This window comes from Enterococcus sp. DIV2467a (assembly GCF_050532945.1).
Taxonomy (GTDB): domain Bacteria; phylum Bacillota; class Bacilli; order Lactobacillales; family Enterococcaceae; genus Enterococcus; species Enterococcus faecalis.
Genome location: NZ_CP172896.1, coordinates 554801 through 576412 on the forward strand (window position 1 = coordinate 554801; position 21612 = coordinate 576412).

A 21612-nucleotide genomic window follows, 5' to 3' on the forward strand; every position below is an offset into this window, starting at 1 on the left:
TCCACCTTTATAAAAAAATCATGAATAAGCGTGTTGAACGCTCTAAAAATAGTTTTTAATTGGCTGGCTGGAATGAACCATCCAGAATGTTAGTTTACCATAAGTTCATTAATGTATCCGCTAATAACGCAAAATTATGAAAAATGCAAAAAGTTTTCAAGAAAAAGTTTCAATTGGTTATTAGTGAAAAAGTCACCTAACTTAGTTATAATGTAGAAGAAGACAAGGAGTTGGACAAGATGCAATTAACAATAGAAGAAGCCATTGAATGGATTCATAGCCGGTTACCCTTTGGTTCAAGACCTGGTTTGGATCGGATTAATGCGTTATTAGAAAAAATTGATCATCCAGAAAACAAAGTGCCAACGATTCATATCGCAGGAACCAATGGTAAAGGCTCAACCGTGACATATTTACGCTGTCTATTAGAAGAAATGGGCTTGAAAGTCGGAACCTTTACCTCTCCTTATATTGAATCATTTAATGAAAGAATTGCGATAAATGGTCAACCAATTTCAGACGAACAATTGATTACCTATGTGGAAAAGTATCAACCAATCATTAAAGAATTAGACCAGATCACTGAAGTGGCTGGAATTACAGAATTCGAAACATTGACAGGAATGGCCTTGGACTATTTCGTGAATGAACAAGTGGATATCGCCGTTGTTGAAGTTGGCTTAGGTGGATTACTTGATAGCACCAATGTCGTGAAGCCATTATTGACGGGAATTACGACAATTGGGAAGGATCACACAGAAATTTTAGGTGAAACAATTGCTGAAATTGCCTATCAAAAAGCGGGTATTATTAAAGAAAAAGTCCCAGTAGTAACAGGCAATATTTGTGCTGATGCGCTAGCAGTCATTGAAAAAGTCGCACAAGAAAAACAGAGTCCAATTTTTCGTTTTGGCAAAGAGTATCAAGTGGAATATCTACATCCTGATACACAATGGGGGGAAGTATTTAATTTCTATGGAGAAATGGGCAAACTGACAAAAATTAAAGTTCCCTTGTTGGGGCGTCACCAAGTAGAAAACGCGGCGGTAGCTATTCAATTATTTGACAAGTATTGCCAACTACAACATTTGCCGTTTAAAGAACGAGACATTACTCAAGGGTTAGCTAAAGCGCAATGGCCAGCTCGAATGGAACGTCTTAGTGATGAACCGTTGATTGTTTTAGATGGTGCCCACAATGATCATGCAGTAAAACGCTTAGTTGAAAACTTGCGCAAAGAGTTTCCACAACACACGATTCATATTTTATTTTCAGCTTTAGCAACTAAAGATGTAGATGAGATGATTCAGGACTTAAAGCAAGTACCGAATGCGCATCTTTACTTAACTAGCTTTGATTACCCTAAAGCTATTGCACTTACAGAAATGGAAAAATATGAAGACGATTTAACAGAAATTGTGTCTTTATGGCAATTTGGCTTAGGCGAAATTTTAGAAAAAATGTCGACAGATGATTTATTATTAGTAACAGGTTCATTATATTTTGTTTCTCAAGTAAGAGAATTACTTTTAACTATAGGAGGAAATGATGAAGAAATTTGATGGCGTAATTTTTGATATGGATGGGTTGCTTTTTGATACGGAGTTGATTTACTATACATCTACTCAAAAAGTAGCAGATGCAATGGGGTTACCATATAGTAAAGAAGTCTATTTAGACTATGTTGGGATTTCCGATGAAGAAGTACAAGAGAATTACCGACGTATTTATGCATCCTATGGTCATGACACAGTGGAAGAATTTATCCGCCGTTCTTATGATGATACCCTGCAAGAGTTTCGATCTGGTAACGTACCTTTAAAACCAGGGGTGGTGGAATTCCTCGACTTTTTAGATGATCAAAAAATTCCTCGATTAGTTGCCTCAAGTAACGTCCGTCCAGCAATTGAAATGTTATTAAGCCATGCTGGAATTCAGGATCGTTTTGTAGGAATTGTTTCAGCAGAGGATGTTAAACGAGCAAAACCAGACCCAGAAATTTTTCAAAAAGCTCGTCAACTTTTAGGAACAGAAGCCCCGAAAACCTTGATTTTCGAAGACTCATTTCATGGGGTAAGTGCGGCTCATAGTGCGGGCATTCCAGTGATCATGGTACCTGATTTATTGCAACCAACTGAAGTTATCCAAGAGAAAACATTACATGTCTTGGAGAGTTTACATCAAGCGCCACATTATTTAAAATAATAAAAACAACACTCCTTTGCGTAGTTTATTAATGACTAGCAAAGGAGGTTTTTTTATGCAAGTATCGGATCTGTTTATTCGTGAGATGCCGAGTGATTGTTTACCACGAGAACGGCTCTTAGCGATAGGAGAAAAAGCATTATCGAATCAAGAGTTGTTGGCGATTCTGTTACGAACTGGCTCAAAAGAAGCAGACGTGATGACTGTTGCCGCAACGCTGTTAAAACAGTTTAAGCAACTTTCTTATTTGCAGCAAGCCACGTTGAACGAGTTAATAGCTGTTAAAGGCATTGGCCAAGTGAAAGCCATTGAATTACGTGCGGCCATTGAATTAGGGTGTCGAATTTATCAAAGTAGTCAAATCAAATTTGGCAAAGTTACGTCCAGTCAACAAGTCGCTCAACGATTACTCCAAGAGATGAAGGGGCTGCAACAAGAACATTTAATTTGTATTTACTTGAATACCAAGAATGACATTATCCAACAGAAAACGATTTTCAAAGGATCACTGAATCAAAGTATTGCTCATCCACGCGAAATTTTTCGGGAAGCGGTTAAATATTCTTCTGCTCGCATACTATTAGCTCATAATCATCCATCTGGCAATCCGACACCGTCTCCACAAGATATTCAATTTACCAAACGAATGGAAGAATGTGGCGAAATGATGGGGATTCAATTGTTGGATCATATTATTGTTGGTGATAGCGGATACATTAGTTTGAGAGAAGAGAATTTTTTTGCTTCAGAATGAGGACAATTCTTGCAAAAATATTTTATCACGTGTAAAATGAAAGGGTAATCTTGTTTGGAATTATGTAGACTTTTTAAATTTTTTTAAATATTCTATTGGAAGCGAGCAAAGTTACGACTATTTATGTGCAAATGCACGAGGAGGAACAAAAGAATGGAACAAGGAACAGTAAAATGGTTTAACGCAGAAAAAGGTTTTGGGTTTATCTCACGCGAAGACGGAAGCGACGTATTCGTACACTTCTCAGCTATCCAAGGTGATGGTTTCAAAACTTTAGAAGAAGGTCAAGCAGTGACTTTTGATGTTGAAGATTCAGACCGTGGCCCTCAAGCAGTTAACGTAGAAAAAAACTAATAAAAAATAATCCAAAAACACCTAACGCATGTTAGGTGTTTTTTTGTTAGAAAAAATAGAGAAGAAAAATGGACAAGCATTTTTCTTCTCTATTAAATGAGAGCTTTATTGATCACTAACTGTGGCAGTCATAATCATTGGCAGAATCATTGGATGACGTTCTGTTTGTTCAAACAAGAAAGGCTGTAAAGCGGTCGTCATGGCTTCGCCTAATTTTGCTTCGGTACAGTTTTTATCTTTCATTGCTTCACGTAGAGCATTGAATAAAAGACGTTGGCCTTCATGAATCATATCACCAGACTCACGCATGTAGACAAAACCACGGGAAAGAATGTCTGGACCAGCCATAATTTCTTTATTTTTAATATCAACCGTTGCTACCGCTAAAACTAAACCTTCTTCAGATAAGATACGACGATCCCGTAAAACAACATTCCCGATATCGCCGACACCATTTCCATCAACGTACACGTCATTAGCATTGAAGTGACCAGCAGGACGTGCGCTATCAGCCGTTAAAGCTAAGACATCGCCGTTGCCCATGATAAAGCAATTTTCTTCAGGAACCCCTGTATCTTGAGCGAGCGAAGCATGGATTTTTAACATTCTAAATTCACCATGAACAGGCATGAAATATTTAGGCTTCATCAAGCGAAGCATTAATTTTTGCTCTTCTTGTCCACCGTGACCAGAAGTATGGATATTATTGATTTTTCCGTGGATAACTTCTGCACCGGCTTCAGATAATAAGTTGATTAAACGGTTAACGCTTGTCGTATTCCCAGGAATTGGTGAACTTGAGAAAACAACCGTATCGCCTGGTTGAATACTAATTTGGCGGTGTGTACCGTTAGCAATCCGACTAAGCGCGGCCATAGGTTCTCCTTGAGAGCCAGTACATAAAATCATTGTTTCATTTGCTGGCAATTGATTCAGTTCCGCCGCATCGACAAACGTTCCTTTTGGCACTTTGATGTAGCCTAAGCGTTCGCCATTGACAATGGCATTTTCCATGCTACGACCAAAAACAGCAATTTTGCGACCGGTTTTCACGGCTGCATCAGCAGCTTGTTGTAAACGGAAAATGTTTGAAGCAAAACTGGCAAAGATAATCCGACCATCAATTTTTTCAAAGATTTTTAAAATAGAGGTCCCAATTGTTTTTTCGGATTTTGTAAAGGTGGGTATTTCAGCATTGGTACTGTCTGAAAGAAGACAAAGGACGCCTTCTTCACCTAATTTCGCCATTCTGTGTAAGTTGGCTGGCTCACCAACGGGTGTAAAGTCAAACTTAAAGTCACCTGTTGCGACAATGTTACCAGAAGGCGTTTTAACCACAACGCCCAAGGCATCAGGAATACTGTGAGTCGTCCGGAAAAAACTAATCGCTGTTTTTCTAAAACGAATCACCGTATCTTCATTAATTTCGTGTAATTCCGCTTCTCGCAATAAACCATGTTCATCTAGTTTGTTGGTAATTAAAGCCAAGGCTAGTGGTCCCGCATAGATTGGGATATTCGCTTGACGTAAAAGATAAGGAACGCCACCAATATGGTCTTCATGACCGTGGGTAATAACGAGTGCTTTGACTTTATGCAAATTTTGAACGATGTAGCTATAATCTGGAATCACGTAGTCAATCCCAAGTAAATCATCTTCTGGGAATTTGATCCCAGCATCAATAATGATAATTTCATCTTGGAATTGTACCCCATATGTGTTTTTTCCAATTTCGCCTAAACCACCGATTGCAAAAACGCCAGTTTCGTTATTTTTTATGTTTACTTTCATGTTAAAACTCCGTTAGAGTGAAGTCCGCATGTTCTTGCTCGTAAGCAAGATGTTTTTCGTCTAATAATTGAACGTATTCAATATTGTATGGGGTATTTTCTTCAACTAATTGGCGCACGATTACATCGCTATCGGCTTCCATGTAAAGAGATTTTGTGTCTTCTCTTTTTGGGTTTCTGATTTTTGTTTCTTGATAGTATACTTTGTAAATCATCGATTCATTTCTCCTTCAGCTACTAAATAGTAGCAATTTATAGTTTTTTTCATTTTAAGACAGAAAATTAAACACAACAAAACGAGGTGCTGATCACCTAAAAAAGAATGCTCATCAAAAACATCTGTTAATGATGAAATGAAGCCTCGACTTTGCTTCATTCTGGGTATTTGATTTTATGTGTTCTTTTTTCAACCGTCCCGTGTGTTGTGAATAACAACAATTAAGCTTATTTTATCATAGAATGATAAGGAAGTATAGAAACACTCACTGGACTTTTAAAAAAAACAAACTTCTTGTTTCACCTTATTCTTGATCAAGTTCGAGTGCCTTTTTTTTAGGACGCCAATACCAACTTAAGCCGATCACGTGGGCTAAATAAACAATCGCTAAAGTCGTAGTCATCAACGTATTTCGGACAATTAAACACGGAATGGCAAATAAAAGAAACATGGAAATAAATAGTTTCCATTTACCTTTACGAGTAATTTTTTTCTCAAAGAAGGCTTCTTGGATATATTTTTGATAATAAGAAGAAGCTAAAAATTTGTTATAAAGTTTATCTGAACTACGCATCCAAAAAAAGGCCGTTAATAAATAAAAACCAGTGGTGGGTAAAAGCGGCAAAAAGATTCCTAACGTGCCTAAAGCAAACGTACAGGAACCGAGAAAAATGAAGAATAATTTTTTCATTCAAAGGGTCCTTTCAGTTTTTCCCAATTATGGCACAATCAAAAGGAAGTAGCAATTTTAATCGTATAAGTAAATCATTAAAATTATCTATTTTTTAGAAAATCTAAAAGAGAAAGGATAGAAAGAGAAAGGCTGTTTTTTCTAGCCAGACAGCTTGTATTACCGATTTCTTTTTGATACAGTGGGAGTACTAGAAAATTTAAAGTAAGATAAGAAGGAGATGATTAATTGAAGTTAATGTGGCGTTACACAATGCGTTATAAGAAATTACTTTTCGCTGATTTTATTTGTGTGTTTGGTTTTATTTTAATTGAATTAGGCTTGCCGACCATTTTAGCACGAATGATTGACAAAGGAATTATTCCTAAAGATATGGACTATATTTATCAGCAAGGGATTTGGATGGTTGTAATTACGATTATTGGTGTCGCAATGAATATTTTGCTGGGGTACTTTGGTGCCAGAATTACAACAAATATTGTTCGTGATATTCGTGATGATTTATTTGAAAAGATTCAAACTTTCTCACATAGTGAATATGAAAGTATTGGGGTTTCTTCCTTAATTACGCGAACTACCAATGATGCATACCAAATTATGCTCTTCATGGGAAATATTTTACGTCTTGGCTTTATGACGCCAGTGATGTTTATTGCCAGTCTTTACATGGTGATGCGAACGAGTCCGTCGTTAGGAATGTACGTTTTAGGTGCCTTGCCTTTTCTGCTGCTAGCAGTTGTCGGAATTGCTCGTTTGTCAGAACCGTTATCTAAAAAGCAACAAAAGAACTTAGATGGAATCAATGGGATTTTAAGAGAAAATCTTTCTGGATTGCGGGTAATACGCGCATTTGTTAATGAAAAATTTGAAGAATCTCGTTTTAATAAAGTCAATGAAACTTACACTAAAAGTTCAAAAAGTCTGTTTCGTTTAATGGCAGCAGCCCAACCAGGCTTCTTTTTCTTATTTAATATTGTGATGGTCTTAATCATTTGGAGCGGGACTGTTCAAATCAGCCACGGGGATTTAGAAGTTGGGAATTTAATAGCTTTTATTGAATATATTTTCCATGCGCTGTTCTCGTTTATGTTATTTGCCAGTGTCTTTATGATGTATCCTCGGGCTGCGGTTTCGGCTTCGCGGATTCAAGAAGCCTTAGACATGGAACCAGCTATTCGTGAAGAAGAAGGCGTAACAGAAACAGCTACTAAAGGCTATCTAGAGTTTAAAAATGTAACCTTTGCCTATCCTGGACATGCGGAAAGCCCAGTCATCCGCAATGTAAGTTTTAAGGCGTCACCTGGTGAAACAGTGGCCTTTATTGGGAGCACAGGTAGTGGGAAATCAACATTAATTCAATTGATTCCACGGTTTTATGATGTATCAGAAGGTGAAATTTTAATCGATGGAGTGAACGTAAAAGAGTACAAACTTAGTGCATTACGCAATAAGATTGGCTATATTCCACAAAAAGCGTTACTTTTTACTGGTACAATTGCTGATAACCTTCGCTACGGTAAGGAAGATGCGACGTTAGAAGAAATGGAACGAGCAATTGACATTGCTCAAGCAACAGAATTTGTTTCACAAAAACCGCAAGGCTATGATGAACCTCTTTCAGAAGGTGGCACGAACTTTTCTGGTGGTCAAAAACAACGTTTAGCTATCGCACGGGCGATTATTCGCAATCCGGAAATTTATATATTTGATGATAGTTTTTCTGCGTTAGATTATCAAACAGATGCAAATTTACGAGCGCGTCTGAAAAAAGAAACAACAGAATCCACTGTTTTAATTGTGGCACAACGTGTTGGAACAATTATGCATGCGGACCGCATTGTTGTTTTAAACGAAGGCGACGTGGTCGGAATTGGCACACATCGTGAATTACTTGAGACTTGTCCAATTTACTATGATATTGCGGCTTCTCAATTGTCAGAGGAGGAATTAGCATGAAACACGCCTTTTCTTCTATGAAACGAATCGGTCGCTATATTAAACCGTACCGAGTGACGTTTTATTTAGTTATTTTATTTACAATATTAACCGTTGCCTTTAATGCAGCGTTGCCTTATTTGACTGGATTACCAACGACAGAAATTAGCCGTAATATTGCGGCTGGCGAATCCATTAATTTTGATTATGTAATCCAATGTTTAATTTGGATTTTAGTTGTGGGAACAGGTTATTGTGTGGCACAATTTTTGTCAGGCTTTTTAATGACGAATGTCGTTCAACAATCCATGCGCGATTTACGTCGCGATATTGAAGAAAAAATCAATCGTTTGCCAGTTTCTTATTTTGATAAGAACCAACAAGGAAATATTTTGTCACGGGTGACGAACGATGTGGATGCTGTCAGCAATGCGATGCAACAAAGTTTTATTAATATTGTTTCGGCAGTCCTAGGTATTGTGATGGCGGTAGTGATGATGTTCTTAATCAATCCGCTGATGGCGATTTTTTCAGTAATTATGATTCCGTTGTCTCTGATTATTTCAAGAACAATTGTTAAAATCTCCCAGAAATATTTCCAAGGAATGCAAAATTCTTTAGGAGACTTAAATGGTTATGTTCAAGAAAATATGACTGGGTTCAGTGTTTTAAAACTATATGGTCGGGAAAAAGAAACCCTTGAAGGCTTTAAACAAGTTAATCATCGTTTAAATGGTTTTGGTTTCAAAGCATCCTTTATCTCAGGATTAATGTTGCCATTGGTTCAGATGACCGCTTATGGGACCTATATCGGGGTAGCTGTCCTTGGTAGTTACTATGTGGTTGCTGGTGTGATCGTAGTGGGGCAATTACAAGCGTTTATTCAATATATTTGGCAAATTAGCCAACCAATGGGGAATATTACGCAGTTGTCTGCAGCTTTACAAAGCGCTTCAGCTTCGACCATGCGGATTTTTGAAATCCTAGATGAGCCAGAAGAAGAACTTAACGAACAAGATGTTCCTTTGCCAGAACCTATTTTAGGCTCTGTTGAATTTGAAAATGTCAGCTTTAGTTATGACCCAGAAAAACCGTTAATTCGTAATTTGAACTTTAAAGTTGATGCGGGCCAAATGGTTGCGATTGTGGGACCAACTGGCGCTGGGAAAACAACCTTAATCAACTTACTGATGCGTTTTTATGATGTAACAGAAGGCGCCATTAAAATTGATGGCATTGATACGAAAAAAATGAACCGTAGTGATGTCCGATCTGTATTTGGAATGGTATTGCAAGATGCTTGGTTGTATAAAGGTACCATTGCAGATAACATTCGTTTTGGGAAGTTAGATGCCACGGATTATGAAGTTGTCGATGCAGCGAAAACGGCCAATGTGGATCACTTCATTCGGACAATGCCAGACGGGTATGAAATGGAAATCAATTCTGAGGGAGATAACGTTTCCCTTGGTCAAAAACAATTGTTGACCATTGCCCGAGCGGTAATTTCTGATCCGAAAATTTTGATTTTAGATGAGGCGACTAGTTCAGTCGATACACGCTTGGAAGCCTTAATTCAAAAAGCAATGGATCGTGTTATGGAAGGACGAACGAGTTTCGTTATTGCCCACCGCCTATCAACTATTCGTGAAGCTGATTTAATTCTTGTTATGAAACAAGGAGAAATCATTGAAAAAGGTACGCATCATGAGTTGCTGGAACAAGGTGGCTTCTATGAAAAACTATACAATAGTCAATTTGCTGAAGAAGGCGACTATGAGGAATAAAAAAACGGCTGTCTGAAAAGACAGTCGTTTTTCTTGTCTTTTTTACTATGAAAGTGAGGAATTCTTGTCTATACTTAATGAAAAGAGGTGACAGAGTTTGAAAAAAGAGTATTTTATTGCTGCTAGTGCAGATGTCTATGGAAACGTACAACTAGCGAAGGATAGTAATATTTGGTTTCAGTCGGTCTTAAGAGGTGACAGTAACACAATTACCATTGGTGAAGGTAGTAATATTCAAGATGGCACGATTATTCATGTTGATGAAGATGCCCCGACAATTGTAGGCAAGTATGTAACGGTGGGCCATCAATGCATGTTACACGGTTGTAAAATCGGTGATGGTGCTTTGATTGGCATGGGTTCAACGATTCTAAATAACGCCATTATTGGAGAAAACAGCCTGATTGGCGCGGGCTCTTTAGTGACAGAAGGCAAAATTATCCCGCCAAATGTTTTAGCATTTGGTCGACCAGCGAAGGTTATCCGTCCGTTAACGGCAGCAGAAATAGCCAGTAATCATACGAACGCCTTACATTATATTCAACGAGCAGAAGAATTTCGCCAACAAAAATACCCGAAACTAACATAGAATTAGGAGGAAAATGATGAAGAAAATTAAAGTAATGACGGTTTTTGGAACACGGCCAGAAGCAATCAAAATGGCTCCCTTAATCAAAGTTTTAGAAGAGCAAAGTCAAGGATTTGACTCTGTAGTAGTCGTAACAGCGCAACATCGCCAAATGTTGGATCAAGTGTTAGAAGATTTTCAAATTACACCGAATCATGATTTAAATATCATGAAAGATGGGCAAACCTTAACAGATATTACAAGTCGTGTTTTGAATTTATTAACTGAGGTTCTTGTGACAGAACAGCCGGATATTGTCTTGGTTCATGGCGATACAACCACGTCATTTGCGGCTGCATTGGCTGCTTTTTATCAACAGATTCCGGTGGGACATGTGGAAGCAGGATTACGGACCTGGCAAAAATATTCTCCGTTTCCGGAAGAAATGAATCGTCAACTGGTAGATGTGTTAACGGATATTTATTTTGCCCCAACCACTCAAAGTAAGGACAATTTAATCAAAGAAAATCATCCAGAAGAACATATTTATGTGACTGGCAATACAGCGATTGACGCGATGGCGTACACCGTTGATGCCCACTATCAAAATGATTTATTGGAAAAAATCCCTACAGACCAACGCATTGTACTAATCACAATGCATCGTCGTGAAAATTTAGGCCTGCCAATGGCAAATGTGTTTAAAGCTGTTCGTCGACTTGTAATGGAACATCCAGAAATTGAAGTCATTTTCCCTATGCACAAAAATCCCAAAGTCCGTGAAATAGTAGCGGAACACTTAGGTGAATTAGCTCGTGTGCATTTAATTGAACCATTGGATGTCAAAGATTTTCAAAATTTTGCAGCGAAAAGTGCTTTAATTTTAACTGATTCTGGCGGTGTGCAAGAAGAAGCTCCTTCCTTAGGGGTGCCAGTTTTAGTTTTACGAGATACAACGGAACGTCCAGAAGGCGTAGTGGCAGGAACATTGAAATTGGTTGGTACAGACGAACAAGTAGTCTATCAAGAGGCGAAAACATTATTGACTGATTCTGATGCTTACCACGCGATGGCGCATGCACAAAATCCGTATGGGGATGGTCAAGCTAGCCGCCGAATCGTTGAAGCCATTGCCTATGAAATGCAGCAATCAGATAAAAAACCAGATACGTTTACAGCAAAATAAATAAAAAGGCAGAGAAGCGCTGAAAAATGTGCTTCTTTTGCGTATCTTATTTTGAAGAATCAATTAGACAAAAAATGCTAGAAAGTAGTGAAGTGAAGATGTATCAAACGATTTTATTTGATTTAGATGGCACAATTACGGATTCTGGTAGCGGCATTATGCGTTCTATTTTATATGCAACAGAACAATTAGGCTGGCCAGCTCCTAGCGAGGAGACGTTACGTTCTTTCATAGGGCCGCCTTTATATGAGTCGTTTTTGCACATGGCGCCTTCAGCTGAAGCAGCGCAACAAGCCGTGGGTCATTATCGAGCGTATTATCAGAGAAAAGGCATGTTTGAAAACCATGTGTATCCAGGGATCCCAGAGGTACTAACAAGGTTAAAGGAAGCGGGAGCAAAGTTATACATTGCGACTTCCAAGCCAGAAGAATTTGCTAAAAAGATTATTACTCATTTTGATTTAGATCGTTATTTTACAGGCATCTATGGAGCGAGCATGGACGGTCATCGTTCTAAAAAAGCAGATGTGATTCAGTATGCATTAACGGAAGCTCAATTAGACCCAACCAAAGAAGCGATTATCATGGTTGGTGATCGTAATCATGACATTCTTGGTGCTCAACAAAATGGCTTAGATAGTATAGGTGTCTTGTATGGATTTGGTGAAGAAACAGAATTACAAGAGGCGGGAGCAACATTCCTAGTACAATCGCCTAAAGACTTAGGTGCTATTTTGCTACAAAATTCTTAATAGAAAATGGATTTTCGATAAATTTAGGAGGATTTTAAGATTTATTATCGTTTCAATAGAAAAGCGCCATCATAGGCTTTAAACGTTGTCAATGATGAATTTTTTATCGGGGAATGACGGTCTTTTTATTAAAAACATTTAATTTTAAAGAGGTTTCATGTATAATAGTTTCAGTCATAAACGATAGAATAGTAAGGAGGGTTAGTTTTGGCTAATGATAACCAAAATAACCAAGATCCCAAATCTTCGCTTAGAGATCAAGTAACTGGGTCTTTAAAAGGTAGAAATGATGGCGATCAACCTGATTCCTCTGAAAAAAATGATAGGTCTCCCCAACCTTCATATGATGAATCACAAGAAACAGCGAGCCGCACAACACAAACACGTGCAGGTTCTAGAGCTGCTCGAAGACGTGGGAAAGACAAGACAACACAGACAGTCGAAGAGCCAACCCCGATTGAAACAGACGAAAAGCCAACAAATACAAAAAAACAAACACGTAAAAAAGAAGATCGTTTAGTCGGTCGTATCGTGTTAATTGTAGTTTCTGTATTGGTTTTAATGATGGCAATCTTTGGGTTTACTTTTTATAAATATGTAGACGCTGGGCTACAACCACTAGACAAGAACAATAAGAAGCTTGTTCAAGTGCATATCCCAGAAGGATCTTCTAATAAGCAAATTGCTGCGGTTTTAGAAGAAAGCAACGTCATTAAAAGCGGAATGGTTTTTAACTACTACGTAAAATTTAAAAACTTAACAGATTTTCAAGCGGGCTATTATCAAATGTCTCCAAGCATGACACTCGATGAAATTGGTGAAATGCTAAAAGAAGGAGGCACGCCAGAACCAACTAAAATCGCAGATGGCAAAGTAACGATTCCTGAAGGCTACGATATAGATAAAATTGGCGAAGCTATTGAAAAAAATACAGATTTCAAGAAAGCAGATTTCATTGCATTAATGAAAAACGAAGACTTCTTCAATCAAATGAAAGCTAAGTATCCTGATTTACTTGAAAGTGCTGCAACTGCAGAAGGGGTTCGTTATCGCTTAGAAGGCTATTTGTTCCCTGCAACTTATGATTACTACAAAAAATCAACACTTCCTGAATTTGTCGAACAAATGATTGCTAAAATGAACACAGTAATGGAACAATATACGCCGACAATTCATGCAAAGAATTTAACCAATCAGCAAGTCTTAACGTTAGCTTCATTGGTTGAAAAAGAAGGAGTCAAAGAAGCAGACCGCAAACAAATTGCGCAAGTATTCTTTAACCGCTTGGCTGCCGATATGCCGATCCAATCAGATATTTCTATTTTGTATGCTCTAGGAGAACACAAAGAAACTGTAACGTATGCTGACTTGGAAGTGGACTCGTCTTATAACTTGTATAAAAATACTGGTTATGGACCAGGACCATTAGATAGCCCAAGTGAGGAGTCAATTAAAGCAGTCTTGAATCCGACACCAAGTGACTATTTATACTTTGTAGCAGATATTTCTACAGGAAAAGTATACTTTTCAAAAACATATGAAGAACATCAAGTATTAGTAGATCAGTATGTCAATAATTCAAGTAGTGAATAAAATGAAAACATAAAAGAGCTTGGTGAATCAATTTTGTATGATTCACCAAGCTTTTAGATACTCAAAAAGTAATCTGTTTAACAGAGGGAAAGAGTAGCAACTAGAAATTTATATAAATAAAATTTAGCAAAATCACAAAAATTCAATAATTATATTTACAATTTAGAAAAAGCGTGGTACTCTTTTGTGGATTGAAAGCGGAATTTTTTTCAATAACCAACCAAGAACTACGTATCGTTAAGCGAAAAAGGAGAATTAACATGGTAGAAAAAGTATATCCAATGACTCTTGAAGGAAAAGAAAAATTAGAACAAGAGCTAGAAGAATTAAAAACAATTAAACGTAAAGAAATCGTAGAGCGTATTAAAATCGCTCGTAGCTTTGGGGATCTTTCAGAGAACTCAGAGTATGAATCAGCTAAAGATGAACAAGCTTTCGTTGAAGGACGTATTACAACGTTAGAAAATATGATTCGTTTTGCAGAAATCATCGATAATGATGGCGTGGACCAAGACGAAGTTTCCATCGGTAAAACAGTTACTTTCCAAGAATTGCCTGATGGAGAAGAAGAGGAATACACAATCGTAGGAAGTGCCGAAGCCGATCCATTTTCTGGTAAAATTTCTAACGATTCACCGATTGCGCAAGCCTTAATTGGTAAACAATTAGGTGACCAAGTGATTATTGCAACACCTGGTGGCGACATGACAGTTAAAATTACAAAAGTTGAAGCAAACTAAATAATTGAGTAGGGCAGGCAGCTTCCAAGGCCTGTCCTTTCGCAATCTAAGACATTTAGGGCTAAAGTCCTATGGTAACCTGAGGCGCAAACCACTATGATTAAATAAAATAAACGAGTAAAATAAATGACAGAGGGAGGAGGCAAATCTATGAATAACCCTTGGCGCTTTTTTATCGTCGCAGAAGCATTACTTTTTATTCTGGCGTTATGGCAAATTGTACATAATCCTGGATTAGCTGTTTTATTAACAATTGGCGTTTTACTTGTGGCCTACGTTTCCAGGAAAGCATCTAAAACACATTTTAACAACTTTCAATTCGTCCTCGGCGTTGTTTTTATTGTCATTGGTGCAATGAACAGCACGGCTGTTTGGTTTATGTTGATTTTTGGCGTACTCTTTATCGGCTTAAAAGGCTTTGAGATCTCAGGCGTGGATATAGCTGAGCGAGCACCTTGGCGTAAAAAACAAATGATTATGGTGGAGACGGCGGCAAAAGAACCTAAAAATGGCAAACGATTTAAACGCCGCTGGTTTGCCAACGAACGCATTGGTAACAATATCTATGAATGGGACGATATCAATATTGATTTAATCTCTGGGGACACCATTATTGATTTAGGTAATACGCTACTACCGAAAGAAGACAATATTATTATTATTCGTAAAGGTTTTGGCCGCACGCGAATTCTAGTGCCGTTAGGTGTAGCTATTTTGTTAGAACATTCAACTTTTTACGGAACGGTACGTTTTGAAGAAGAAAAATATCAATTGAAAAACGAATCATTAAAAATTTACAGCAATGATTATGATACCAATCTTCGTCGTTTGAAAATTATGACGAACACTTTAGTAGGAGATGTTGAGGTGATCCGTGTATGACCGATCGGATTTCAAGACGCATGATTTCATTATATGCGTCCCTTAGCACCTTTATTGTTATCTTAATTACATTGTTTTCATATTTTCATTCGATTAAACAAAACCGGTGGCTATTAGAGCTTCTTCAGAGAAAAGTCTTTTATCTACCACTAATTGTGCACATTGTTCTCATATCCTTACTAATAGGCTTATTGACCTTTTTACTGATTTCATTGGTTCAAAAAGGGCAATATGGACGGATTGAAGAAAAACTTCGGTTATTGGCCAACGGTAATTATGAAAGTCCAGTCTTAAACAAACCAACGACCAGTGAAAATCAAGACCATTATCTAACCGAAGTCGAACAAGATATTTGGTCGATTAAAAATAAATTATTAGAGATGTCTAAAGAATTGCAATTATTAAACAGTCGACCGCAATTAATGGATGGGCAAACAAAAGAAGAAATTTTAGAGAACGAGCGGCATCGTTTGGCGCGGGAGTTGCATGATTCAGTCAGTCAACAACTTTTTGCAGCCATGATGATGTTGTCTGCATTAAATGAACAAGCACAACGAACAGAAACCCCGGAACCATATCGTAAACAACTAGCCATGGTGGCAGAAATCATTAATGCCTCCCAATCGGAAATGCGCGCGCTACTATTGCACTTGCGTCCTATCAGTCTAGAAGGAAAAAGTTTGCGTAAAGGTATTGAACAATTACTGAAAGAACTACAAACAAAAATTAAAATTGAATTGATTTGGGATGTTGAAGATGTTCATTTAAATAGCAGCATTGAGGATCATCTTTTCCGAATTGTGCAGGAGTTACTTTCAAATACCTTAAGACATGCCAAAGCAAAGGAATTAGAGGTATACTTACACCAAGTCGATAAAAACGTGTTATTGCGTATTGTTGATGATGGTGTCGGCTTTGATATGAAGGAACAAAGTAATAAAGCCGGTAGTTATGGCTTAAATAATATTCGAGAACGTGTTGTCGGCATGGGCGGTACAGTTAAAATTATTAGTTTTAAAGGGCAGGGAACCAGCGTTGAAATTAAAGTTCCTGTCATAAAGGAGGAAACTGCAAGTGATCAAAGTAATGTTAGTGGATGACCATGAAATGGTCCGTTTAGGCGTTTCATCATATTTATCTATTCAAGAGGATATAGAAGTCGTAGGCGAAGCAGAAAATGGTAAGATTGGCTATGAAAAAGCATTGGAACTACGTCCAGATGTTATTTTGATGGATTTGGTAATGGAAGAAATGGACGGCATTGATTCAACAAAAGCGATCTTGAAAGATTGGCCAGAAGCCAAGATTATTATTGTGACGAGTTTTATTGATGATGAAAAAGTGTATCCGGCGATTGAAGCTGGTGCAGCGGGCTACCTATTAAAAACATCAACAGCACATGAGATTGCTGATGCAATTCGGGCGACTTATCGCGGAGAGCGTGTGTTGGAACCTGAAGTGACACATAAGATGATGGAACGGTTAACAAAAAAACAAGAGCCGGTGTTGCACGAAGATTTGACAAACCGGGAACACGAAATTTTAATGTTGATTGCACAAGGTAAAAGTAATCAGGAAATAGCTGATGAACTCTTTATCACTTTGAAAACAGTTAAAACACATGTTTCAAACATTTTAGCAAAACTAGATGTGGATGATCGGACCCAAGCGGCGATTTATGCTTTTCAACATGGTTTAGCCAAATAAATATCAGATAAATCCATAAATAAATTCTAGGAAATCCTTCTAGGAATTTATTTATGGATTTGTTATACTAATTTTAACGAACAGACAGGAGCGGTCAGAAGAAATGAAACAAAATTTTGCAATTATTGGTTTAGGACGTTTTGGCGGCAGCATATGCCAAACTTTGGTGGAAGCTGGTCAAGAAGTTTTGGCCATTGACAGCAGTGAAGACCGTGTCAATGAATATATGAATATTGCAACGCATGCAGTGGTGGCTAACGCCCAAGATGAAATGACGTTGCGTTCTTTAGGAATTCGGAATTTTGATCACGTAGTGGTGGCAATTGGTGAAGATATTCAAGCGAGTATTTTAGTGACACTAATGGTTAAAGAGATGGGGGTTCCCAATGTCTTAGCCAAAGCAGTCAATGAATATCATGCCCGTGTCTTAGATAAAATTGGGGCAGATATGGTCGTTCACCCAGAGCGAGATATGGGTATTCGAATTGCTCACAAACTTGTTTCACGCAATATTTTAGATTATATTGAATTATCTAGCGAATTTTCATTAGCTGAGGTTCGGGTCACCAATCCTAAATTTTACAATAAAACCTTAGCAGAATTAAATTTCCGTCAACGATTTGGTTTAACTGTGGTAGCGATTCGCCGCTCGAAAACAGAAGTAATTGCTTCGCCAGATGCTTCTGAAATTGTTCGAGAAAACGACAATTTATTAGTTATCGGTGATACCGCAGATGTCGATTTATTAGATGAAAAAATGAATGGCTAAGCACTTTATTCTCTAAAAGCACTGCGCTGTGCTACAATAAATGGCGACAGAGATGTGAAGGAGGAACAAAGAATGAAATTAGAAGTGACACCGAAAGCCCAACAATGGTTTAAAGAAGAAACCGGGGTTCAGCCTGAGACAGGCATTCGTTTTTTCGGGAAAATTTACGGAAAAACACCTGTTCATGATGGTTTTTCCATTGCGATGTCTGTAGAAGCGCCAGATGAGCCAATGATTAAAGAGAACCTAGATGGGATTACCTATTTTATTGAAGAAACAGATGATTGGTTCTTTAAAGGGTATGATTTGATTGTTGATTATGATGAAAAGAATGATGAACCGCGTTATCAATTTGAAGCAAACCAAGAAGATTTAACAAAATAATTTTAGTGCTAAACAAAAGAGGCTGAAGTAGTGCGTAGGACTATTTCTGTTGCTTTCGTTTAACCGCTAGTCAGCCTGAGAAAAAATCGTTTTGGATTTTTTCTCAGGTTCTTTCTATTTAAGTTATTTTTAGTTGGATATCGTTATTTAATAAGGCTATTATATGGTATAATGATAATTAACTGAAGTGTGGAGGAAATAAAATGTTATCAATTGTTGTCCCTTGTTATAATGAGGAAGCAGCGATTCCGCTGTTTTTTGAAGAAGTAGAAAAAATTAGCCAGCAACTGTCTCATTCAGTAGAATATATATTTGTGAATGATGGCTCAAAAGATAAGACGTTAGCTGTTTTAAGACAGCTTTATCGCGAACATCCAGAGAAGGTCCGTTATCTTTCTTTTTCACGAAATTTTGGGAAAGAAGCGGGCTTATACGCTGGTTTAAAAGAAGCAACAGGTGACTTAGTGACAGTCATGGACGTTGATTTACAAGACCCGCCTGAGTTATTACCTCAAATGATTGAGATGATTGAAACCAGTACAGATTTAGATTGTGTTGGCACACGACGCATAACAAGAGACGGCGAACCGCCCATTCGTAGCTTTTTTGCACGGATGTTCTATAAACTCATTAATCGAATTGCTGAGACGGAAATGGTGGATGGTGCCCGTGACTTTCGTGTCATGACCCGACAAATGGTCGATGCGATTTTAGAGTTATCTGAGTATAATCGTTTTTCAAAAGGGATTTTTAGTTGGGTCGGCTTTAAAACAGAATATATTGAATTTAAAAATCGAGAACGAATTGCTGGAGAAACCTCTTGGTCTTTCTGGAGTCTATTAAGTTATTCAATTGACGGGATTGTCAATTTTTCAGAAACACCATTGAATATTGCTTCATACGTTGGCGCCTTTTCGTGTATTGGTTCTGCACTAGCAATGTTAGTGATTATCTTTCGAACATTAGTTAATGGTGATCCAACAAGCGGCTGGCCTTCAATGGTTTGTATTGTACTTTTTGTAGGTGGTTTGCAACTATTATGTTTAGGAATTATTGGCAAATATATCGGTAAAATTTTCTTAGAAACGAAAAAACGACCAATTTATATTGTAAAGGAATCAGAAAAAGATTCTAAAAAATAACCAAAAAAGCAGAGAAAAATTCTCTGTTTTTTTGTTGTGCATTAAAAAAAGTGTGAATAGACTTTTCAGAAAAACAACATTTTTTACATAAAAAATACATTAACTTTACCTATTTTTATCTTAATGAAACAGCTTTGCTCTCGCGGTTGCAAGAAATAAATGTTAAAATCAAAAGGTATGCTATTAAATGTTTTTTTGGAGGTTGGGTCATGATAGAAGTTATCGACTTGAAAAAAGTATTCGATAATGGGTTTGAAGCGTTAAAATCGGTCAATTTTACGATTGAGCAAGGGGACTTGGTTTGTTTGTTAGGACCAAGTGGGTGTGGGAAATCCACAATTTTAAACTTAATTGCAGGTTTATTACATCCAAGTGATGGAGATATTCAGTTTCGACAGCAATCGGTTGTCAAAACAGCACCAAAAGATCGGAACATCGGGTTCGTTTTTCAAAACTATGCCTTATATCCACATATGACTGTTCTAGAAAACGTAATGTTTCCTTTGACGGTAGGAAGTAAGAAAGTTCCCAAGGCAGAGGCACAAGCTATTGCCGAAGAATATATGAAACTAACGAATATTGAAGAGTTAAGCCATAAAAAGCCAGGCACACTTTCTGGTGGTCAACAACAGCGTGTTGCGATTACCCGGGCGTTAGTTCAAAAACCAGATGTTTTATTATTAGATGAGCCTTTAAGTAACTTGGATGCACGTTTGCGTTTGAAAATTCGTGAAGAAATCCGCCGCTTGGTGAAAGAAGTAGGGATTACAACAATCTTTGTAACGCACGACCAAGAGGAAGCGCTATCAATCAGTGATAAAATTATTTTATTAAACGAAGGGGTTATTCAACAAAATGATGAACCTCAAAACCTTTACTTAGAACCAAATAACTTATTTGTTGCTCAGTTCATAGGTAATCCAATTATTAATTTATTGTCTGTTGAAGTGAAAGACGGCAAAATGTACCACGAAAGTTTTGAAATTCCGCTTGAGCGTTTTGAGCAAGCACGCTTTAAAATGCCAATGACTGACGGGAAATATACGTTTGCTTCTCGTCCAGAAGATGTGGTACCAGCTGAAACAGGTCTCTTTACCACAACGACAGATTTAGTGGAATTGATTGGTCGAGAACGTATTTTACGATTTACATTAGGAAACGAACAAGTGAAATCAATTGTAAGTGTAGAAGAAGCGATTGAAGAAGGAGACACTTTATCTTTTGATTTTTCATATAAAAAAGTATTTATCTTTAACGAAGCGGGAGACCGGGTTTACTAATGAAAAAATACAATCCAGAAAATCAACCAAAAGCATGGCTCTTCCTTCTGCCATCATTAGGAATCATTTTACTGTTTAGCGTTTATCCACTGTTTCGTTCTTTGTGGATGAGTTTCCAAAAAGGTTCCTTAATTAACCAACGCTACGCTGGTTTAGAAAATTATCAACGTGTATTGAATGATCCAATCTTCTATAAAGCGTTAAAAAATACAGCGCTCTATGCATTTGCTGTGGTACCGATTGCCTTGATAATTTCCCTAGCAATTGCTTGGATTATCTTTGAAAAAGTTAAACATAAGAGTTTCTTTGAAACGATTTTCTTTATGCCTTATGTAACGAGTACGATTGCCATTGGGATTGTCTTCCGTTACTTCTTTAATGGCGATTATGGAATTGTCAATTACGTCTTAGGCTTTTTCGGCATTCCTTCTGTCAACTGGCTAGATAATGTTCAAATGAGTATGCCAACATTGATTATTTTTGGGGTTTGGACGAGTTTAGCATTTAATATTATTATTTTGTTGGCTGGGTTGAGAAATATTGATGAAGAACATTTTAAAATTGCAAAAATGTTTGGTGCCTCAGACGGCGAAATTTTCCGACGTATTACGTTTCCGCAATTAGTCCCGACCATTGCCTTTTTATTAACGGTCAATTTAATTGGCGCCTTTAAAGTTTATACACAAGTTTATGCTTTATTCGGTGGTCGTGCGGGGATTGCCAATAGTGCCACAACCGCAGTGTACTATATTTATGACAAATTCCACATTGCAGGGCGTCCCGGAATTGCGATGGCCGCCACAGTGATTTTATTTGTGATTATTTTAGTGGTCACTTTCTTACAAAATAAACTCTTAAAGAAAGTGGGGCAATAAG

The 21612-nt window shown here is 37.5% G+C and carries 22 protein-coding genes; 19 read left to right on the forward strand and 3 right to left on the reverse strand.

The features are described from left to right. The first annotated feature begins 239 nt into the window (after positions 1–239). The 4 genes from IGL80_RS02575 to IGL80_RS02590 all read left to right on the forward strand — a co-directional run bounded on the left by IGL80_RS02575 (position 240) and on the right by IGL80_RS02590 (position 3313). Positions 240–1562: a bifunctional folylpolyglutamate synthase/dihydrofolate synthase gene (locus IGL80_RS02575; RefSeq protein WP_002355117.1), complete on the forward strand. Its 1323-nt coding sequence runs from the start codon at positions 240–242 to the stop codon at positions 1560–1562. After that, positions 1546–2205 carry an HAD family hydrolase gene (locus IGL80_RS02580; RefSeq protein ID WP_002385286.1) on the forward strand — a complete coding sequence of 220 codons (660 nt, stop codon included), beginning with the start codon at positions 1546–1548 and terminating at the stop codon, positions 2203–2205. The genes IGL80_RS02575 and IGL80_RS02580 overlap by 17 nt, the downstream gene beginning before the upstream one ends. Before the next feature lie 55 nt (positions 2206–2260). Then, positions 2261–2959, forward strand: coding sequence for a RadC family protein (gene radC / locus IGL80_RS02585; RefSeq protein WP_010784349.1), 699 nt, complete (start codon positions 2261–2263; stop codon positions 2957–2959). 153 nt (positions 2960–3112) lie between these two features. Next, positions 3113–3313: a cold-shock protein gene (locus IGL80_RS02590; RefSeq protein ID WP_002355121.1), complete on the forward strand. Its 201-nt coding sequence runs from the start codon at positions 3113–3115 to the stop codon at positions 3311–3313. Positions 3314–3418: 105 nt separating this feature from the next. Here the strand turns inward: IGL80_RS02590 and rnjA are convergent, their stop codons facing one another. From rnjA to IGL80_RS02605, 3 genes are all read right to left on the reverse strand, one after another. Then, a complete protein-coding gene (gene rnjA, locus IGL80_RS02595) occupies positions 3419–5104 on the reverse strand; it encodes a ribonuclease J1 (RefSeq protein WP_002355122.1) in 1686 nt (561 codons plus the stop codon). A gap of 1 nt (position 5105) precedes the next feature. Next, entirely contained in the window at positions 5106–5318 is a 213-nt protein-coding gene (locus IGL80_RS02600; protein ID WP_002355123.1) for a DNA-directed RNA polymerase subunit epsilon, read from the reverse strand. Between the two features lie 306 nt (positions 5319–5624). Beyond that, positions 5625–6011, reverse strand: coding sequence for a YbaN family protein (locus tag IGL80_RS02605; RefSeq protein WP_002355126.1), 387 nt, complete (start codon positions 6009–6011; stop codon positions 5625–5627). Positions 6012–6239: 228 nt separating this feature from the next. On the opposite strand from IGL80_RS02605, the gene efrA reads away from it, so the two are divergent. The 15 genes from efrA (at position 6240) to IGL80_RS02680 (ending at position 21611) form a co-directional block, all read left to right on the forward strand. Continuing rightward, positions 6240–7967 carry a multidrug efflux ABC transporter subunit EfrA gene (gene efrA / locus IGL80_RS02610; protein WP_010708444.1) on the forward strand — a complete coding sequence of 576 codons (1728 nt, stop codon included), beginning with the start codon at positions 6240–6242 and terminating at the stop codon, positions 7965–7967. Further along, entirely contained in the window at positions 7964–9733 is a 1770-nt protein-coding gene (gene efrB / locus IGL80_RS02615) for a multidrug efflux ABC transporter subunit EfrB (protein WP_002365186.1), read from the forward strand. The genes efrA and efrB overlap by 4 nt, the downstream gene beginning before the upstream one ends. Positions 9734–9830: 97 nt before the next feature. Then, positions 9831–10322, forward strand: coding sequence for a gamma carbonic anhydrase family protein (locus IGL80_RS02620; RefSeq protein WP_002355129.1), 492 nt, complete (start codon positions 9831–9833; stop codon positions 10320–10322). A gap of 13 nt (positions 10323–10335) precedes the next feature. Further along, positions 10336–11487, forward strand: coding sequence for a non-hydrolyzing UDP-N-acetylglucosamine 2-epimerase (wecB, locus tag IGL80_RS02625; protein WP_002404388.1), 1152 nt, complete (start codon positions 10336–10338; stop codon positions 11485–11487). A 74-nt stretch (positions 11488–11561) separates the two neighbouring features. Next, on the forward strand, positions 11562–12239 hold the full coding sequence (locus IGL80_RS02630) for an HAD family hydrolase (protein WP_002386325.1): 678 nt from the start codon (positions 11562–11564) through the stop codon (positions 12237–12239). Between the two features lie 207 nt (positions 12240–12446). After that, the gene (mltG, locus tag IGL80_RS02635; protein WP_002404387.1) at positions 12447–13832 is read left to right on the forward strand and encodes an endolytic transglycosylase MltG; all 1386 of its coding nucleotides are present in this window, start codon (positions 12447–12449) and stop codon (positions 13830–13832) included. Positions 13833–14092: 260 nt separating this feature from the next. Beyond that, a complete protein-coding gene (gene greA, locus IGL80_RS02640; protein WP_002355133.1) occupies positions 14093–14572 on the forward strand; it encodes a transcription elongation factor GreA in 480 nt (159 codons plus the stop codon). Positions 14573–14722: 150 nt separating this feature from the next. Then, positions 14723–15454, forward strand: a complete 732-nt coding sequence (liaF, locus tag IGL80_RS02645) for a cell wall-active antibiotics response protein LiaF (RefSeq protein WP_002381168.1) — start codon at positions 14723–14725, stop codon at positions 15452–15454. After that, on the forward strand, positions 15451–16554 hold the full coding sequence (locus tag IGL80_RS02650) for a sensor histidine kinase (protein ID WP_002365182.1): 1104 nt from the start codon (positions 15451–15453) through the stop codon (positions 16552–16554). Before liaF ends, IGL80_RS02650 begins: the two co-directional genes overlap by 4 nt. After that, positions 16529–17161 carry a response regulator gene (locus IGL80_RS02655; RefSeq protein WP_002355137.1) on the forward strand — a complete coding sequence of 211 codons (633 nt, stop codon included), beginning with the start codon at positions 16529–16531 and terminating at the stop codon, positions 17159–17161. The genes IGL80_RS02650 and IGL80_RS02655 overlap by 26 nt, the downstream gene beginning before the upstream one ends. 103 nt (positions 17162–17264) lie before the next feature. Further along, entirely contained in the window at positions 17265–17930 is a 666-nt protein-coding gene (locus IGL80_RS02660) for a potassium channel family protein (RefSeq protein WP_002355139.1), read from the forward strand. A 54-nt stretch (positions 17931–17984) separates the two neighbouring features. Further along, the gene (locus IGL80_RS02665) at positions 17985–18314 is read left to right on the forward strand and encodes a HesB/YadR/YfhF family protein (protein WP_002355140.1); all 330 of its coding nucleotides are present in this window, start codon (positions 17985–17987) and stop codon (positions 18312–18314) included. Between the two features lie 203 nt (positions 18315–18517). Beyond that, positions 18518–19456 (forward strand): glycosyltransferase family 2 protein, encoded by a 939-nt coding sequence (locus tag IGL80_RS02670; protein WP_002355141.1) that lies wholly within the window; start codon positions 18518–18520, stop codon positions 19454–19456. 146 nt (positions 19457–19602) lie between these two features. Then, complete coding sequence (locus IGL80_RS02675; protein WP_002396511.1) at positions 19603–20736, forward strand: ABC transporter ATP-binding protein; 1134 nt, start codon at positions 19603–19605, stop codon at positions 20734–20736. Then, positions 20736–21611: a carbohydrate ABC transporter permease gene (locus IGL80_RS02680; RefSeq protein WP_002355143.1), complete on the forward strand. Its 876-nt coding sequence runs from the start codon at positions 20736–20738 to the stop codon at positions 21609–21611. Before IGL80_RS02675 ends, IGL80_RS02680 begins: the two co-directional genes overlap by 1 nt. Position 21612 lies beyond the last annotated feature (1 nt).

Coding starts and splice junctions, on each gene's coding strand:
- liaF (WP_002381168.1), top strand. CDS start 14,723: ATGAATAACCCTTGGCGCTTTTTTATCGTCGCAGAAGCATTACTTTTT.
- IGL80_RS02680 (WP_002355143.1), top strand. CDS start 20,736: ATGAAAAAATACAATCCAGAAAATCAACCAAAAGCATGGCTCTTCCTT.
- IGL80_RS02600 (WP_002355123.1), bottom strand. CDS start 5,318: ATGATTTACAAAGTATACTATCAAGAAACAAAAATCAGAAACCCAAAA.
- IGL80_RS02650 (WP_002365182.1), top strand. CDS start 15,451: ATGACCGATCGGATTTCAAGACGCATGATTTCATTATATGCGTCCCTT.
- efrB (WP_002365186.1), top strand. CDS start 7,964: ATGAAACACGCCTTTTCTTCTATGAAACGAATCGGTCGCTATATTAAA.
- IGL80_RS02605 (WP_002355126.1), bottom strand. CDS start 6,011: ATGAAAAAATTATTCTTCATTTTTCTCGGTTCCTGTACGTTTGCTTTA.
- IGL80_RS02575 (WP_002355117.1), top strand. CDS start 240: ATGCAATTAACAATAGAAGAAGCCATTGAATGGATTCATAGCCGGTTA.
- radC (WP_010784349.1), top strand. CDS start 2,261: ATGCAAGTATCGGATCTGTTTATTCGTGAGATGCCGAGTGATTGTTTA.
- rnjA (WP_002355122.1), bottom strand. CDS start 5,104: ATGAAAGTAAACATAAAAAATAACGAAACTGGCGTTTTTGCAATCGGT.
- wecB (WP_002404388.1), top strand. CDS start 10,336: ATGATGAAGAAAATTAAAGTAATGACGGTTTTTGGAACACGGCCAGAA.
- IGL80_RS02630 (WP_002386325.1), top strand. CDS start 11,562: ATGCTAGAAAGTAGTGAAGTGAAGATGTATCAAACGATTTTATTTGAT.
- IGL80_RS02670 (WP_002355141.1), top strand. CDS start 18,518: ATGTTATCAATTGTTGTCCCTTGTTATAATGAGGAAGCAGCGATTCCG.
- IGL80_RS02590 (WP_002355121.1), top strand. CDS start 3,113: ATGGAACAAGGAACAGTAAAATGGTTTAACGCAGAAAAAGGTTTTGGG.
- IGL80_RS02660 (WP_002355139.1), top strand. CDS start 17,265: ATGAAACAAAATTTTGCAATTATTGGTTTAGGACGTTTTGGCGGCAGC.
- greA (WP_002355133.1), top strand. CDS start 14,093: ATGGTAGAAAAAGTATATCCAATGACTCTTGAAGGAAAAGAAAAATTA.
- IGL80_RS02580 (WP_002385286.1), top strand. CDS start 1,546: ATGATGAAGAAATTTGATGGCGTAATTTTTGATATGGATGGGTTGCTT.